The following is a 14,490-nucleotide window of genomic DNA, read 5'->3' as shown; positions in this document are numbered from 1 at the left end:
GGTCCATCCTTTCCACGTCGCGAGGAGCGATGATGTCCGTCCCGGTGGCACCCGGTCGGCTGCCATTTCTCGGGCACACGTTGCCAATGCTCAGGAAAAGATTCGCCTTCACCGGGAATTTGCGTGGTCGCGGTGATCTGGTGGAAGTCCACCTGGGTCCGATGCGCACCTATTTCGTCACCAGCCCGCGGTTGACGCACCAGGTGCTGGTCACCGACGCGCCGAAGTTCCACAAGGGCCGGATGTACGACAAGTTCCGCCCGTTCGTGGGCAACGGGCTCGCGGTGTCCAGCGGGTCGTTCCACCTGCGCCAGCGCCGGATGGTGCAGCCGGCGTTCCACCGCGACCGGATCGCGGGCTACGTCACCGTCATGGCCCGCGCGGCGCGCGAGGTCGTCGACGGCTGGCGGCCGGGCGAGGTGCGGCAGCTGGAGGCCGACATGCAGGGCCTCGCCGTCACGATCGTCGGTGAGGCGCTGTTCTCCACCGAGATCGGTCAGCGGGCGATCGACGAGGCCCGGCGGTCCGTCTTCGTGATCATCCGCAACGGCATCCTGCGCGCGTTGTCACCGGGGTTCGTGGAGAAGCTGCCCATCCCGGCGAACCGCGAGTTCGACGAGGCGGTCGACCGGATGCGGGCGATCGTGCAGGAGGTCATCGCGGCCCGCCGCGACGACCCGGCCGACCACGGCGACCTGCTGTCGACCATGCTGGCCGCCAGGGACGCCGAGACCGGCGAGCCGATGACCGACGAGCAGGTCTTCGACGAGGTCATCACGCTGCTGACGGCCGGGATCGAGACCACCGCGCTCGCACTGGCGTGGATCTTCCACGAGATCGCCGCGAACCCCGACGTGCAGCGGCGGGTCGTGGCCGAGGTCGACGAGGTGCTCGCCGGGCGCGCGGTCACGGTCGACGACGTGCCGAGGCTGACCTACGTCGGCCAGGTGGCGAGCGAGGTGCTGCGGAAGTACCCGCTGTGGCTCGTCATGCGCCGCACCGCCGAGGAGGTCGACCTCGGCGGCGTCCGCCTGCCACCGGGCACCGAGGTGATCCTCAGCCCGCACACCCTGCACCACGACCCCGCGCAGTTCCCCGACCCCGAGCGCTTCGACCCGGACCGCTGGACGCCCGACCGCGTCCGGCAGCTGCCGAAGGGCGCGTTCGTCCCGTTCGGCGGCGGCATCCACCAGTGCATCGGCAACCACTTCGCGCTGACCGAGATCGCCGTCGTCGTGGCGGCGGTCTGCTCGCGCTACCGGCTGGTCCCGGACCGGCCCGTGCGCACCACGTTCACCAATGCGGCCTACCCCAACGACCTGATGATGAAGGTCGTCCCCCGCTAGTTGGAGGTTTGTTCCCCCATGCGTTTCCGTCGGCTCTGTGCCGCCGTGCTGCTCGCCGCGCTCTTACCGGTGCCCGCGCAGGCGAACGCCGCCCAGACCACCTGTGAGGACGTGTACACGCCCGTCCAGTTCGGACTGGTCAAGCAGACGATGTACGGCCGCCTCTGCGTCCCCCGCGGGGCCAGGGCGGTCCAGGTGCTCGTCCCCGGTGGCACCTACACCAGCGGCTACTGGGACATCCCGGTCGGTCCCGAGGCCCGGTCGGTCGTGCGCGCCATGAACAGCGCCGGCATCGCCACCATGGCGGTGGACCGGATCGGCACCGGCAAGAGCACCAAGCCGCTCAGCATCCTGGTCGACGTCCCCAACCAGGCCGAAGCGGTGCACCAGATCGTCGAGCGCCTGCGGCAGCGGTTCGCGAAGGTGCTGATCGGCGGGCACTCCATCGGTTCCGCGATCGCGATGGCCGAGGCCGGCCGGTACCGCGACGTCGACGGCGTGCTGGTCACCGGCATGACCCACCAGTGGGACTACGTCCGGGCCGTGCCCGCGCTGACGAACCTGATCCCCGCCGTGCTCGACGCGAAGCTGAGCCTGCGCGGTCTCGACCTCGGCTACCTGACCACGGCACCCGGCACCCGTTACACCATGTTCCACGCACCGGGCCCGAAGGTCACCGACGTGGTGAACCTCGACGAGTCCACCAAGGACGTCGTGTCGGCCGGTGAGTTCGTCACGACCGCGCTGATGTCGAACATCGTGCTCCCCGCGAGCGGTGCCATCGACGTGCCGGTGATGACCGTGCAGACCTCGGCCGACTACTTCTGCGGCACCCCGCCGCTCGGCGCCGACTGCTCGTCGTCCGCGGCACTGGCCCGCTCCGAGCGGCCGTTCTACCCGCGCGCACCGCGGCTGGACGCCTTCGTGGTCAACGGGTACGGCCACTGCTTCAACTTCTCGGTGACGGCCGCTGACGCCTACCACACGGCCGTCGTCACCTGGCAGCGCAGCGTCTGACGGCATCTGCAAGGGGGCTAGAGCTTCTGCAGGAACTCGCCTGCGTCGCGTGGAACGCCGAAGTGGGTGCCGATCGCGAGGTCGGCGCCCGCTCGCGCCCACCACTCGGCCTGGGCGGCGGTCTCGACGCCGTCCACGCAGATGTTCACGCCCAGCTCGTGCACGGCGGGGATGAGCGCGGCGCACCGCTCGTCCTGCTTGCGCACCAGGTCCCCCGGCACCAGCACGGACGCGATCGGCAGCTCCGAGAGCCAGTTCAGGTCGCGCGGGCCGAGAGCGAAGTCCTCCAGCGCGATCCGCACTCCCCTGGCCGCCAGCGTGCCCAGGTTCTCCGCCGCGCAGGCCACGCCCAGCACGCCGACCGGCATGCTCAGCGTCAGCCGCTCGTGCGGCAGACCGGTCTCCTCGATCACCCGCGCCACGCGGGACACGAGGTCGCCGTCGGTCGACTGGTGGCGGGTGAGCCGGACGCCGAACTGCGCGTCGAGCTCACCGCGGTGCCGCCACCACTGGGCCTGACCGGCGACGATCCGGATCAGCCACTCGCCCATCGGCAGGATCATGCCCGTGGCGTCGGCGAGCTCGGCGCAGCGGTCGGTGAGGTCCCAGTGCAGCACGGCCTCCACGCCCGCCAGCTCACCGGTCGCGAGCGCGCGCACCGGCCGGTAGCAGACGCCGATGTCACCCTGTTCCCACGCGCCCGGCATCACGACGGCCAGCGCGTGGTCACGGCGCCGTTCGGTGTCCTGGTTGCTGTGGAACAACTCCCACTGGCCGCGCTGGTCCTTCTTGGCCTGCCGCAACGCGAGGTCGGCCATGCGCAGCAGCTCGACCGGGTCGACGTCCGGCGAGGGCCGGTGCACGACGCCCGCGCTCACCGACACCGCGAGCCCGTGCTCGTCGACGAACACCGGTTCGGCCAGGTCGGCGTTGATCGTGGTCATCATCGTCGCGATGTCCGGTGTGGCGGCGGAGTTCTCGACGACGACGCCGAACTCGTCACCGTCGAACCGGGCGACCATCGCCTGTTCGCGCGACAGCAACGCGCGCAGCCTGCGGGCCACGTGCTGCAGCAGCCGCTCGCCGACCCGGCCGCCGAGGCTGTTGCACACCAGGCCGAACGCGTCGAGGTCGAGGTGGAACACCGTCACGCCGAGCACGGGGTCGGCCCTGCGCAGCACGGTCTCCAGGTGGGTGGTGAAGAACTGCCGGTTCGGCAGGCCGGTCAGCACGTCGTGCAACGACTGCCTGCGCAGTTCTCCTTGCAGCAGCGCGAGTTCCGTGGCGTCGTCGGCGACCACCAGCACGTGGCTGGGCTTGTTGTCGCCGTCGCGCAGCAGTGACGCCGTCAGCGTCACCTTGGCCACGTCGTCCTCGCCGCGCAACAGGTGCAGCGGTTCCCGTTCGAACTCACGGCGTTCGGCCAGCACGCGTTCGACCATCTCGCGGAACACGACGACCGACCCCGGCGCGACCAGGTCCATGAGCCGCGTGCCCGGATCGGGCTTGTGGCCCAGGACGTCGCCGACGGCGTCGTTGACCCACACCACCTTGCCGTCGAGGCCGACGACGAAGATGCCGCTGGTCGACGACGTCGCGATGCCGGCGAACCTGGCCTCGCTGCGCCGCTGGTCCCGCTGCGCGTCACGGGCGGCCTTGAGCAGCGCGAGCTGCATGCTCTCCTGCTGGTCCAGGATGGAACGTGCCCGCGCCGCGCTGAAGGCGCACATCAGCGCGCCCATGCCGCCGACGACGCGCACGACGTGCTGCTTGCTCCCGCTGAACTCGTCCAGGCCCAGCAGGCCCTTGCCGAGCACGTCGACGGTGCGGCGCAGCCCGGGCTCGTTGACGTAGCCGACGCCGGCAAGCCGCTCGCCCACCTGCTCGAACGGAGCGGGGTCGAACGGCTCGCTGTGCAACGCCGTGCACAACGCGTCGAGCTGGTCGCCCAGTTCGGCGTCCAGCTCGTCCCGGCTCAACGCGACCATCACGACGCTGCTGAGCAGGTAGCTCCACTTGCGCGCCAAGGCTTCCCGCGCGCGGGCGGTGGCGGTGCCCGCGGGTGGAGCGGCATCGGGTCTACGGCTCGGTTTCGTCATTCCCGTTGCCCTGTATGGGTTGAAGAGTGCCCGGCAGTTTACCCACCACGAGTCGGCGTCCGTTGCGCCAACAGTGTGAAAGCGCCACTCCTTGGAGTGGTTTTAACCCTTACGACCTACTTCAGCGTACCGGAACACGTTCACGGGCGCCTCCGCAGCGACGCCGCCGGGACCGACCGGCCACCGCGCGGCCGTCGCCTCCTGGGCGGTGCGGATCTGACCCTAGACTCGGCGCATGGACGAAGAGATCCACGAGCGGATCCGCGACACCATCAAGGCGATCCCCCGCGGCCGCGTCGCCACCTACGGCGACATCGCCGATCTCGCCAAGGCACCGTCGCCCCGGCTGGTCGGCCGCATCCTGAACGAGGACGGCCACGACCTGCCCTGGCAACGCGTCCTGAAGGCGGACGGCACCTGCGCCCCGCACCTGCGCGACACCCAGCTGCAGATGCTGCACGAGGAAGGGGTGCCGAACCTCGACGGGAAGGTCAACCTGCGGGAGTACCGGTGGGAGGACGCGCGCGAAGAGGAGCTCCCCGGGCTCTGGTAGGCGGTGCGCAGGTCGGCGACCGGCCTCGCGCTCACGCCGACCTGCGCACCCCCGCAACGCCCTCCCGGTACTTCCGCACCAACGCCTCGACCACCAGCGGATGCGCCCCGACCGGTTCCGCCACCACGTCCGCCCCGCACGCGGCCAGGCCGCCCTGGAAGACACCGGGCGCCAGCAACCACGACGCCACCACGACCCGCCGCCCGCCGTGGCGGACCGAGGCCACCACGTCCGCGATCCGGGGCGTGGCCGTGGCGACGTACCCGACGGCCTCCGCCCCCACCAGCACCGCGGCCCGCCGCACGTCCGCCAGGGCCCGCGCGTCCGACGAACCGGCCGCGCCGAGCACCACCAGGTCGCCGCGCCGGACCCCGGCCTCGCGCAACCGGTCCACCACCGCCGGCACCGCGGCCACGCCCAGCGGCTCGGTCACCACGACCCCGGGGCGTGACCCGATCTGCTCCGGGATGTCCACCCGCACGTGGTACCCGGCCGCCAGGAACACCGGCACGACGACGCACGGACCGTCCACAACGGACCGGACGTCCGGCTGGAGCACGTCGGCGTACGCGACCGCGACGGGTGCGTCCACCGCGGCGCGCACCAGGGCCGCGATCTCCTCGCACACCGCGACCCCGCGCGGGTTCCGCGTGCCGTGGAAGGCCAGGACGAGCTTCATGCGGGCTCCATCGCGAGTCGGTATCCGCGCTTGACCACGGTGCACACCATCTGCGGCGCCCCCAGTGCCGTCCGCAGCCGTCCGATCGCCGTCTCCACGGCGTGTTCCTCGCCGCCGGAGGGCAGGGCGGCCAGCAGCTCCTGCCGGGACACCACCCGTCCGCGGGCGGCGACGAGGGTGCGCAGCACCGCCATCGGCGCCGGTGCGACGGGGCGCAGCTCGCCGTCGATCACCACGGCCTGGGCGCGCATCTCCATGTCCAGCGAGGCGATCCGCAGCCGGGTCGCCCGCGCGGGCAGCTCGACGGCCAGTTCGCGCACCATCGAGCCGATGCGCGAGCGGGCCGGCTGCACCACCGGGATTCCTGCGGCCACCAGGGGACCTGCGGTGATCGCGCCGACGCCGACCACCAGCACGGTGCGGCGCAGGGCCTCCACCAGGTCGGCGCGGCGGTCTCCGGCCGTGCGCAGCACCGACGAGGCGGCCGGGGCGCTGGTGAACGTCAGCGCGTCCACCTGGCCGTCGAGCACCGCGTCGATCAGCCGCTCCAGCGGGCCGGGGTCGGCGGGCGGTTCCCAGCGGTAGACCGGGATCTCGACGACGTCGGCGCCCGCGGCCTGGAGGGTGCCGACGAAGTCCGGCAGCGGTTCGCCGTGCAGCTGCACGGCCACGCGTTTGCCGGAGACGCCCATCCGCAGCAGGTACTGCAGCAGCTCGGCGTTCGACTCGGACGACGGCGACCACGTCTCGGTCAGGCCGGCGGCCCGCACCGCGCCCTTCGCCTTCGGGCCGCGCGGCAGCACCACGGCCGACGACAGGGCGCGGTGCAGGCGCGCGCCCAGACCCCAGCCCTCCGCGGCCTCGAACCAGCCGCGGAAACCGATCGCGGTGGTCGCCACGACCACGTCGACCGGCGCCGACAGCAGGGCGGACGTCGCGGCCAGCAACGAGGTGTCGTCCGGCAGCGGCACGATGCGGATGGCCGGGCCGTGCAGGACCGCGGCGCCCTTGCGTTCGAGCAGCGCGATGAGCTCGTCGGCACGGCGGGCGGCGGTGACGCCGATGGTGAACCCGGCCAGCGGACCGGTCACGTCAGCTCCACCACACCGTCACGCACACGCACCCCGTGCACGGCGACCGACACCTCGGGCGAGTCGAGGCACTTGCCCGTGGCCAGCTCGAAGGCCTGCTTGTAGACCGGGGACACGACCACGGGCACACCGCCGCGGTCACCGAGGATGCCGCGGGAGAGCACCGCAGCGCCGCTGAACGGGTCGACGTTGTCCAGCGCGTGCAGGGTGCCCTCCGCGGTCAGGAACACGGCCACCTGCGAGCCGTCGGGGAGCAGGGCCGCGACGCCCTGTTCCGGGCGCAGCAGGGCGAAGTCACAGACCTTCGTCATCGCACGACCTCCGGGATGCCGAGCTGGACGGGAACGCGCTGACCGCGTTCGGCGCGGAACGAGATCGACGGGTCGGGGGTGCCGGGGGCGTTGACGAACGACGTGAAGCGCGCCAGCTTCTCCGGGTCCTCCAGCACGCCCTTCCACTCGTCGGCGTACGAACCGACGTGGGCGTCCATCGCGGCCTCCAGGTCGGCGCAGATGCCGAGCTCGTCGTCCACGACCACCTCGCGCAGGTGGTCGAGGCCGCCGTCGAGGCCCTCCAGCCACGCCGACGTGCGCTGCAACCGGTCCGCGGTGCGGATGTAGAACATCAGGAACCGGTCGATGGTGCGGATGAGCGTCTCCGTGTCCACATCGGACACCAGCAGGTCGGCGTGGCGGGGTGTGAAGCCGCCGTTGCCGCCGACGTAGAGGTTCCAGCCGTTCTCGGTCGCGATGATGCCGAAGTCCTTGCTGCGGGCCTCCGCGCACTCGCGCGCACACCCCGACACCGCGGACTTGAGCTTGTGCGGCGACCGCAGGCCGCGGTAGCGCAGCTCCAGGTCGATCGCGAGCCCGACGGAGTCCTGCACGCCGTAGCGGCACCAGGTCGTGCCGACGCAGGACTTCACCGTGCGCAGCGCCTTGCCGTACGCGTGCCCGGACTCGAAGCCGGCGTCGACCAGGCGGCGCCAGATCTGCGGCAGCTGGTCGACCGTCGCGCCGAACAGGTCGATCCGCTGCCCGCCGGTGATCTTCGTGTAGAGCCCGAAGTCGCGGGCGACCTCGCCGATCACGATGAGCTTCTCCGGCGTGATCTCACCGCCGGGGATGCGCGGCACGACCGAGTAGGTGCCGTTGCGCTGCATGTTCGCGAGGAACCGGTCGTTGGTGTCCTGCAACGAGACCTGCGCCTCGCCGAGGATGTGCCCGTTGTTCAGCGACGCCAGGATCGAGGCCACGGCGGGCTTGCAGATGTCGCACCCGCGCCCGCTGCCGTGCTTCTCGACCAGCGCGGTGAACGTCGTGATCCGGGTCGCGCGGACGATCTCGAACAGCTCCGCGCGCGAGTGGGTGAAGTGCTCGCACAGCGCCTTGGACTGCTCGACGCCGCAGTCGGTCAGCAGCTTCTTCAGCATCGGCACGCACGAACCGCAGCCCGTGCCCGCCTTGGTGCACGCCTTCAGCTCGGCGACGTCGCACGCCACACCGGACCCGATGGCGTCGGTGATCGTCTGCTTGGTGACGGCGTGGCACGAGCAGACCTGGGCGTCCGCCGGCATGTCCACGTCGACGGCCGCACCCGGCTGCAACAGCGCCGCGGGAACCTCCTTGCCCACCAGCGGGCGCAGCGACGGGTAGGCCGACGCGTCACCGACCAGCACGCCGCCGAGCAGGGTCTTCGCGTCGTCGGACACCACGAGCTTGCTGTACGTGCCCGCGACGGCGTTGTTCACGACGACTTCCAGCGCACCCTCGGTCGTGGCGTGCGCGTCACCGAACGACGCCACGTCCACGCCGAGCAGCTTCAGCTTCGTCGACACGTCCGCACCGGGGAATACCTTCGTGCCACCGGAGAGCTGGTCCGCGACCACCTCGGCCATCGCGTAACCGGGCGCCACCAGCCCGTACGTCACGCCCTCGACCGCCGCGCACTCGCCGATCGCGAACACGTGCGGGTCGGCGGTGCGGCAGGAATCGTCGACCAGGTACCCGCCGCGCGGTCCCAGCTCCAGCCCGAGGTCCAGGTCGGTGCGGGGCCGGATGCCGGCGCTGAACACCACGACGTCGAGGTCGAGCTCCAGACCGCTGGCCAGCTTGGCGATCAACCGCGACCCGTCGCGTTCGATCGAGGAGGCGGAGGTGCCGGTGTGCACGGTCAGGTCGAGCTTCTCGACCAGCCGCTTCAGCAGTCCGGCGCCGCCGTCGTCGACCTGGATCGGCATCAGCCGGGGTGCGAGCTCCACGACGTGCGGCGAGACCCCCATGCCGCGCAGCGCGTTGGCCGCCTCCAGGCCGAGGAGGCCACCGCCGAGCACCATGCCGGAGTGCCGGCCCGGCCGGTCGGCGGCCTGGACCGTCGCCCGGATCTCGTCCAGGTCGTCGATGGTCCGGTAGACGTGGCAGCCGGGCAGGTCCCGGCCGGGGACGGGCGGCACGAACGGCACGGAGCCGGTGGCCAGCACCAGCGCGTCGTAGCCGACCTCGACACCGGAGGCGCCCACGACGACCCGGCGTTCCCGGTCGACGGAGACCGCTTTCTCGCCGAGGCGGAGCTCGCACCCGCTCAGCGCGGGCAGCTCCAGGCCGGCGGAGCTCCACGTGTCCACATAGGACGACAGGGCGACCCGGTCGTAGGCGGGGCGGGACTCCTCGCCGAACACGACGATCCGCCACCCGGAGTCGTGCAGGAGTTCGGTGAGCCGGTGGCCGACCATGCCGTGGCCGATCACGACCAGGGTTCGAGTCATCGGAGTCCCTCCTTCCACCCGGAATCGTCACCGGGCGGTGTGTCGTGCCGAGGTCAGCTGTGTGTCCGAGCTGTTACACGCCCGCGTAGGCCAAGGACGGCCGCGCCGCGAAGACGGTGCGCCGCAGGTAGAACCACCACGTGGTGCCCAGGCAGAACGCGTAGAACACGAGGATCGCGGTCAGCGCGGGCGTGAGCGTCTTCGAGCCCTCCAGCGAGAACTTGAAGACCAGGTTCACCAGCACGCCACCGGCCGCGCCGACCGCGCCCGCGATGCCGACCACGGCGGCGGCCTGGCGCTTGGCGGACTTGTCGTCGTCCGACTGCGTGCGGAAGATCGCCGGGATCATCCGGTACGTCGAGCCGTTGCCGACGCCGGCCAGCACGAACAGCGCGATGAACGAGCCGAAGAACAGCGCGAAGTTCTTCGTGTCGACGCTGATGATCACGCCGACCGTGCCGATGCCGAGCCCCACGAACGTGCCCAGCGTCACCTTCGCGCCACCGACCCGGTCGGCGAGCCACCCGCCGGCGGGCCGGGCGACCGAGCCGATCAGCGCGCCGAGGAACGCGAGCGCCACCCAGCCCCTGTGGTCCACGAAGCTGAGCTTGATCAGCGACGGGAACGCGAACGAGTAGCCGATGAACGACCCGAACGTCCCGATGTACAGGAACGACATCACCCAGGTGTGCTTGTTGGACAGCGCCAGCTTGTACGACTGGCCGTCCGGCTTGGCCTGGGTGAGGCTGTCCATGAAGAACCAGGCGCACAGCGTGGCGACCACGATGAACGGCATCCAGATCAGCGCCGCGTAGGCCAGGTGGATGCCGGTGCCGAGCGTGATGACGACCGGCACGATGAGCTGCGTGATCGCGACGCCGAGGTTGCCGCCGGCGGCGTTCATGCCGAGCGCGAGGCCCTTCTTGCCCTCCGGGTAGAAGAACGAGATGTTCGCCATCGACGACGAGAAGTTCCCGCCGCCCAGGCCCATGGCGGCCGAGGTGAGCAGGAAGAACCAGTACGGCGTGCCGGGCGTGGACACCGCGTGGGCGAGCATCGTGCAGGGGATCAGCAGGAGTCCCGCGCTGATCGTCGTCCAGACCCTCCCGCCGAACCGCGGCACCGCGAACGTGTAGGGCACCCGCAGCACCGCGCCCACCAGGTTCGGCACGATCAGCAGCCAGAACTGCTGGCCGACGCTGAAGTCGAACCCGACCGGGCCGAGGCTCACCACCACGATGCTCATCAGCACCCAGACGCTGAACCCGAGGTTCTCCGCGAAGATGGAGAGCGCGAGGTTCTTGCGTGCGATCCGCTTGCCGGTGGACTCCCAGAACTCGGGCTTCTCCGGCTCCCAGTGGTCGATCCAGCTCATGTACGTCCTCCGCGGGGTCGGCGATTGCCGAGAAACCTAGGAACCGCGCGTTACCAGGGCGTTCTGGTCGATGACGGCGGCGGCAACTCCGCCGCACATCACGCGGTGGCCGGTTGTGAGGCCCCGAGCCAGTCGAGCAGCCCGCACACGGCGTCCTTGCAGCCACCGCAGCCCGTGGTCGCCCGCGTGGCCTCCGCGAGCTGCGGCAACGACTCCGCGCCCGCACGCCACGCGGACACGATCTGTCCTTTGGAGACGGTGTTGCAGCGGCAGATCACCGCGCTGGACGGCAGGTCCGCCGGTGACGCGGCCTCCGCGGGCAGCGCCCGGCCCAGCAGCAGCGCCAGCCGGTCGGTCGGCGCGGGGATGCCGCGGTCGTAGAGCTGGGTGATCGTGGCGGCCGCGTCCGGTGCGCCCAGCACGATCGCGCCGGTGACCCGGTCGTCGCGCAGCACCAGCTTGGCGTACCGGCCGCGGGAGGGTTCCTGGAAGCACAGGACCTCCGAGTCGGGGCAGTCCACGTCGGTGTGCACGTCGCCCAGCGCCGCGAGGTCCACGTCGCGGGCCTTCAACCGGGTCACGACGGACGTGCCGCTGTAGCGCGCGGCCGGGTTCGCGCCGGTCAGCCGGTCGGCGAGCACGGCGGCCTGGTCCCACGCGGGCTGCACGAGACCGGAGACGGTGCCGGGGTGCTGGGCGCAGTCGCCGATCGCGTGGACGCGCGGGTCGCTGGTGCGCAGCGCGTCGTCCACGACGATGCCGCGGTCCACGTCCAGTCCCGCCCGCACCGCCAGCCCGGTCTCCGCCCGCACACCGGCGGAGACGACCACCAGCTCTGCGGGCACGTGCGTGCCGTCGTCGAGGACCAGGCCGTCACCGGGCAGGTACTTGGCGGCCAGCGCGTTCAGCCGGAACTCGATGCCGAGCTTGCCGAGGGTGCGCGCGAGGACACTGCCGGCGCCGGGGTCGAGCTGGCGTTCCATCAGGTGCCCGACCGGGTGCACGACCGTGACCAGGCAGCCGCGTCCGGCCAGGCCGCGTGCCGCCTCGATGCCCAGCAGGCCACCGCCCAGGACCGCGACCGGCATGCCCTTCTGCGCCTTGGCCTCGATCCGCGCGCAGTCGTCCAACGTCCGGAAGGCAACCACCCCGTCGGCGAGCTTCCCGTCCTCGACGAGCCCTTCGGCCGGCGGCACCCACGGCACACTCCCCGTCGCCAACACCAACGCGTCGTACGCAACAGTCACGCGGGGCCCCCGCGTACCCCCCAGGGGAACGCGGGACTCCCGCGTGACATCCAGGGGAACGCGCACGCGGGGCCCTTCCGTGCTCTCTGAGGGTACGAAAGCGCCCCGCGTGCACCTGACGTCCACCGTTCGGGTGACGCGGTCGAGGGAGACGACCTCGTGGGAGAGGCGCAGGTCGATGTTGTGGGTGGCGGCCCAGGATTCGTCGTGGAGGCGGGTCGCTGAGGGAATCATGGTCCCGGCGACCACGGTTGAGAGCAGCACGCGGTTGTACGCCGCGTGCGGCTCGGCTCCGATGACGGTGATGGAGATGTCCTGGTCACGGCGGCGGAGCTCGTCCGCCAGCCGTGCGCCCGCCATGCCGTACCCGACGATCACGACTCGTCGCATGCCCGCTCCAATCGCACCGCGCAGACCTTGAACTCGGGCATCCGGCTCGTGGGGTCGAGCGCGGGGTTGGTGAGCAGGTTCGCCCGCCCGTCACCGGGGAAGTGGAACGGCAGGAACACCGCGTCGACGCGCATGCTCGGCACGCAGCGCACGGTGGCCGTGACACGACCTCTTCTGGACACGACGTGCGCGGGCTCGCCGGGAACGAGTCCCGCCCGCGCGGCCGTGTCGGGGTGCACCTCGACGTACGTCCCGGGAACGGCCGCGGCCAGCTCCCCGATCCGCCGCGTCTGCGCACCCGACTGGTAGTGCTGCAAGACCCGCCCGGTGGTGGCCTGCAACGGGAACTCGGCGTCCGGCGGTTCCGCCGGGCCGGTGTGGTCGACCGGGACGAACCGCGCCAGACCGTCGGCGTGGGCGAACCGGTCCAGGAACAACCTGGGGGTGCCGGGGTGGTCGGTCGAGGGCACCGGCCAGTGCAGCTGCTCGGCGTCGAGCCGCTCGTAGGTGATGCCGGAGTAGTCGGACAGGCCGCCCTGCGAGGCCTTTCTCAGCTCCTCGAACGCCTCGCGCGGCGACGTGGGGAACCCCGTCGGCACGCCGAGGCGCGCGGCCAGGCCGTTGATCAGCTCCAGGTCGCTGCGGACACCCGGCGGCGGGTCGAGCGCCTTGCGGCGGCGGATGACCCGGCCTTCGAGGTTGGTCATCGTGCCGTCCTCCTCGGCCCACTGCGTGACCGGGAACACGACGTCCGCCATCGCGGCGGTCTCCGACAGGACGAAGTCGGCGACCACCAGCAGGTCCAGCACCTTCATCCGCTCGGTGACATGGGCCGCGCGCGGCGCCGAGACGACCGGGTTGCTGCCGAACACGAGCATCGCCTTCAGGTCGTCGGCGGTGAGCAGCTCGTAGGCGCTGCGGCCGGGACCCGGCAGCTCGTCGACGCCCCAGACGGCCATGACGTGCGCGCGGGCCGCCGGGTCGTCGATCTTGCGGTAACCGGGCAGCTGGTCGGCCTTCTGACCGTGCTCGCGACCGCCCTGGCCGTTGCCCTGCCCGGTCAGGCAGCCGTAGCCGGAACCGGTCCTGCCCGGCAGGCCCAGCGCGAGCGCCAGGTTGATCCACGCGGAGACGGTGTCGGTGCCCGACGCGTGCTGCTCGGTGCCCCGCCCGGTGAGGACGTACGAGCTCCCGGCCAGCATCTGCACGGCCGCGCGCTGGTCGGCGGCGGACACGCCCGTGACGCGTTCGGTCTGCTCCGGCCACCACTGCGCGGCGATCCGCCAGGCGTCGTCGAACCCGGTGGTGCGCTCGGCGATGTACTCCTTGTCGACCAAGCCCTCGATCACCGCGGTGTGCAGCAGTCCCAGTGCCAGCGCCAGGTCCGTGCCCGGTGCGGGCTGCAGGTGCAGCGTGGCGCGTTCCGCGGTGGCCGTGCGGCGCGGGTCGATGACGATCAGCCGGGCGCCTTCGAGGTGCCGCAGGAACGGCGGCATGGTCTCGGCCGGGTTGGAGCCCGCGAGCAGCACCGTGTCGGCGGTCCGCAGGTCGGTGAGCGGGAACGGCATGCCCCGGTCCAGCCCGAACGCACGGTTGCCCGCCGCCGCGGCCGACGACATGCAGAACCGGCCGTTGTAGTCGATCTGCGAGGTCTTCAGCGCGACCCTGGCGAACTTGCCCAGCAGGTACGCCTTCTCGTTGGTCAGCCCGCCGCCACCGAACACGGCGACCTCGTCGGGTTCGCAAGTCCTGATCCTGTTGACCACGTAGTCCATCGCCTCGTCCCACGAGGCGGGTTCGCCGTGGACCAACGGCGTGGTGAGGCGGCCTGGATGGCGCAGCAGCTCCCCCGCCGTCCAGCCCTTCTGGCACAGCCCACCGGGGCCGGGGGCCACCTGGCCGTCGATGACGCTCATGGCGCACTGGAGC

At 71.5% G+C, this 14,490-nt stretch carries 11 protein-coding genes; 3 read left to right on the top strand and 8 right to left on the bottom strand.

Annotated elements, in window-relative coordinates:
* Window positions 1–32 precede the first annotated feature (32 nt).
* Together AB0A63_RS07320 and AB0A63_RS07315 are read left to right on the top strand one after the other, a co-directional pair.
* Complete coding sequence (locus AB0A63_RS07320; protein ID WP_360386372.1) at window positions 33–1,346, top strand: cytochrome P450; 1,314 nt, start codon at window positions 33–35, stop codon at window positions 1,344–1,346.
* 18 nt (window positions 1,347–1,364) lie between these two features.
* Complete coding sequence (locus AB0A63_RS07315; protein ID WP_360386369.1) at window positions 1,365–2,363, top strand: alpha/beta hydrolase; 999 nt, start codon at window positions 1,365–1,367, stop codon at window positions 2,361–2,363.
* 17 nt (window positions 2,364–2,380) lie between these two features.
* On the opposite strand, the gene AB0A63_RS07310 is transcribed toward AB0A63_RS07315, so the two are convergent.
* Window positions 2,381–4,462, bottom strand: coding sequence for a diguanylate cyclase (locus tag AB0A63_RS07310; RefSeq protein ID WP_360386366.1), 2,082 nt, complete (start codon window positions 4,460–4,462; stop codon window positions 2,381–2,383).
* A 235-nt stretch (window positions 4,463–4,697) separates the two neighbouring features.
* Here AB0A63_RS07310 and AB0A63_RS07305 point away from each other — a divergent pair, with 235 nt between their 5' ends.
* The gene (locus AB0A63_RS07305) at window positions 4,698–5,015 is read left to right on the top strand and encodes an MGMT family protein (RefSeq protein WP_360386363.1); all 318 of its coding nucleotides are present in this window, start codon (window positions 4,698–4,700) and stop codon (window positions 5,013–5,015) included.
* Between the two features lie 31 nt (window positions 5,016–5,046).
* Here AB0A63_RS07305 and AB0A63_RS07300 read toward each other — a convergent pair whose 3' ends face one another.
* The 7 genes from AB0A63_RS07300 to AB0A63_RS07270 all read right to left on the bottom strand — a co-directional run bounded on the left by AB0A63_RS07300 (window position 5,047) and on the right by AB0A63_RS07270 (window position 14,477).
* Complete coding sequence (locus AB0A63_RS07300; protein ID WP_360386361.1) at window positions 5,047–5,694, bottom strand: CbiX/SirB N-terminal domain-containing protein; 648 nt, start codon at window positions 5,692–5,694, stop codon at window positions 5,047–5,049.
* Window positions 5,691–6,785 carry a uroporphyrinogen-III synthase gene (locus AB0A63_RS07295; RefSeq protein WP_360386359.1) on the bottom strand — a complete coding sequence of 365 codons (1,095 nt, stop codon included), beginning with the start codon at window positions 6,783–6,785 and terminating at the stop codon, window positions 5,691–5,693. The genes AB0A63_RS07300 and AB0A63_RS07295 overlap by 4 nt, the downstream gene beginning before the upstream one ends.
* Window positions 6,782–7,096: a nitrite reductase small subunit NirD gene (gene nirD, locus AB0A63_RS07290; RefSeq protein WP_360386357.1), complete on the bottom strand. Its 315-nt coding sequence runs from the start codon at window positions 7,094–7,096 to the stop codon at window positions 6,782–6,784. Before nirD ends, AB0A63_RS07295 begins: the two co-directional genes overlap by 4 nt.
* Complete coding sequence (nirB, locus tag AB0A63_RS07285; protein ID WP_360386354.1) at window positions 7,093–9,549, bottom strand: nitrite reductase large subunit NirB; 2,457 nt, start codon at window positions 9,547–9,549, stop codon at window positions 7,093–7,095. Before nirB ends, nirD begins: the two co-directional genes overlap by 4 nt.
* Window positions 9,550–9,622: 73 nt before the next feature.
* A complete protein-coding gene (locus AB0A63_RS07280; protein ID WP_360386351.1) occupies window positions 9,623–10,924 on the bottom strand; it encodes a nitrate/nitrite transporter in 1,302 nt (433 codons plus the stop codon).
* A gap of 98 nt (window positions 10,925–11,022) precedes the next feature.
* The gene (locus AB0A63_RS07275) at window positions 11,023–12,561 is read right to left on the bottom strand and encodes an FAD-dependent oxidoreductase (protein ID WP_360386349.1); all 1,539 of its coding nucleotides are present in this window, start codon (window positions 12,559–12,561) and stop codon (window positions 11,023–11,025) included.
* Window positions 12,546–14,477 carry a molybdopterin oxidoreductase family protein gene (locus AB0A63_RS07270; protein WP_360386692.1) on the bottom strand — a complete coding sequence of 644 codons (1,932 nt, stop codon included), beginning with the start codon at window positions 14,475–14,477 and terminating at the stop codon, window positions 12,546–12,548. The genes AB0A63_RS07275 and AB0A63_RS07270 overlap by 16 nt, the downstream gene beginning before the upstream one ends.
* Window positions 14,478–14,490 lie beyond the last annotated feature (13 nt).

This window comes from Lentzea sp. NPDC042327 (genome assembly GCF_040647275.1).
Taxonomy (GTDB): Bacteria; Actinomycetota; Actinomycetes; order Mycobacteriales; family Pseudonocardiaceae; genus Lentzea.
This window is presented reverse-complemented; position numbering and strand designations above follow the sequence as displayed.

What these genes read in the sequence shown, in the direction of transcription:
- AB0A63_RS07320 (WP_360386372.1), top strand. Translation starts at nt 33, where the DNA reads ATGTCCGTCCCGGTGGCACCCGGTCGGCTGCCATTTCTCGGGCACACG.
- AB0A63_RS07315 (WP_360386369.1), top strand. Translation starts at nt 1,365, where the DNA reads ATGCGTTTCCGTCGGCTCTGTGCCGCCGTGCTGCTCGCCGCGCTCTTA.
- AB0A63_RS07310 (WP_360386366.1), bottom strand. Translation starts at nt 4,462, where the DNA reads ATGACGAAACCGAGCCGTAGACCCGATGCCGCTCCACCCGCGGGCACC.
- AB0A63_RS07305 (WP_360386363.1), top strand. Translation starts at nt 4,698, where the DNA reads ATGGACGAAGAGATCCACGAGCGGATCCGCGACACCATCAAGGCGATC.
- AB0A63_RS07300 (WP_360386361.1), bottom strand. Translation starts at nt 5,694, where the DNA reads ATGAAGCTCGTCCTGGCCTTCCACGGCACGCGGAACCCGCGCGGGGTC.
- nirD (WP_360386357.1), bottom strand. Translation starts at nt 7,096, where the DNA reads ATGACGAAGGTCTGTGACTTCGCCCTGCTGCGCCCGGAACAGGGCGTC.
- nirB (WP_360386354.1), bottom strand. Translation starts at nt 9,549, where the DNA reads ATGACTCGAACCCTGGTCGTGATCGGCCACGGCATGGTCGGCCACCGG.
- AB0A63_RS07280 (WP_360386351.1), bottom strand. Translation starts at nt 10,924, where the DNA reads ATGAGCTGGATCGACCACTGGGAGCCGGAGAAGCCCGAGTTCTGGGAG.
- AB0A63_RS07275 (WP_360386349.1), bottom strand. Translation starts at nt 12,561, where the DNA reads ATGCGACGAGTCGTGATCGTCGGGTACGGCATGGCGGGCGCACGGCTG.
- AB0A63_RS07270 (WP_360386692.1), bottom strand. Translation starts at nt 14,477, where the DNA reads ATGAGCGTCATCGACGGCCAGGTGGCCCCCGGCCCCGGTGGGCTGTGC.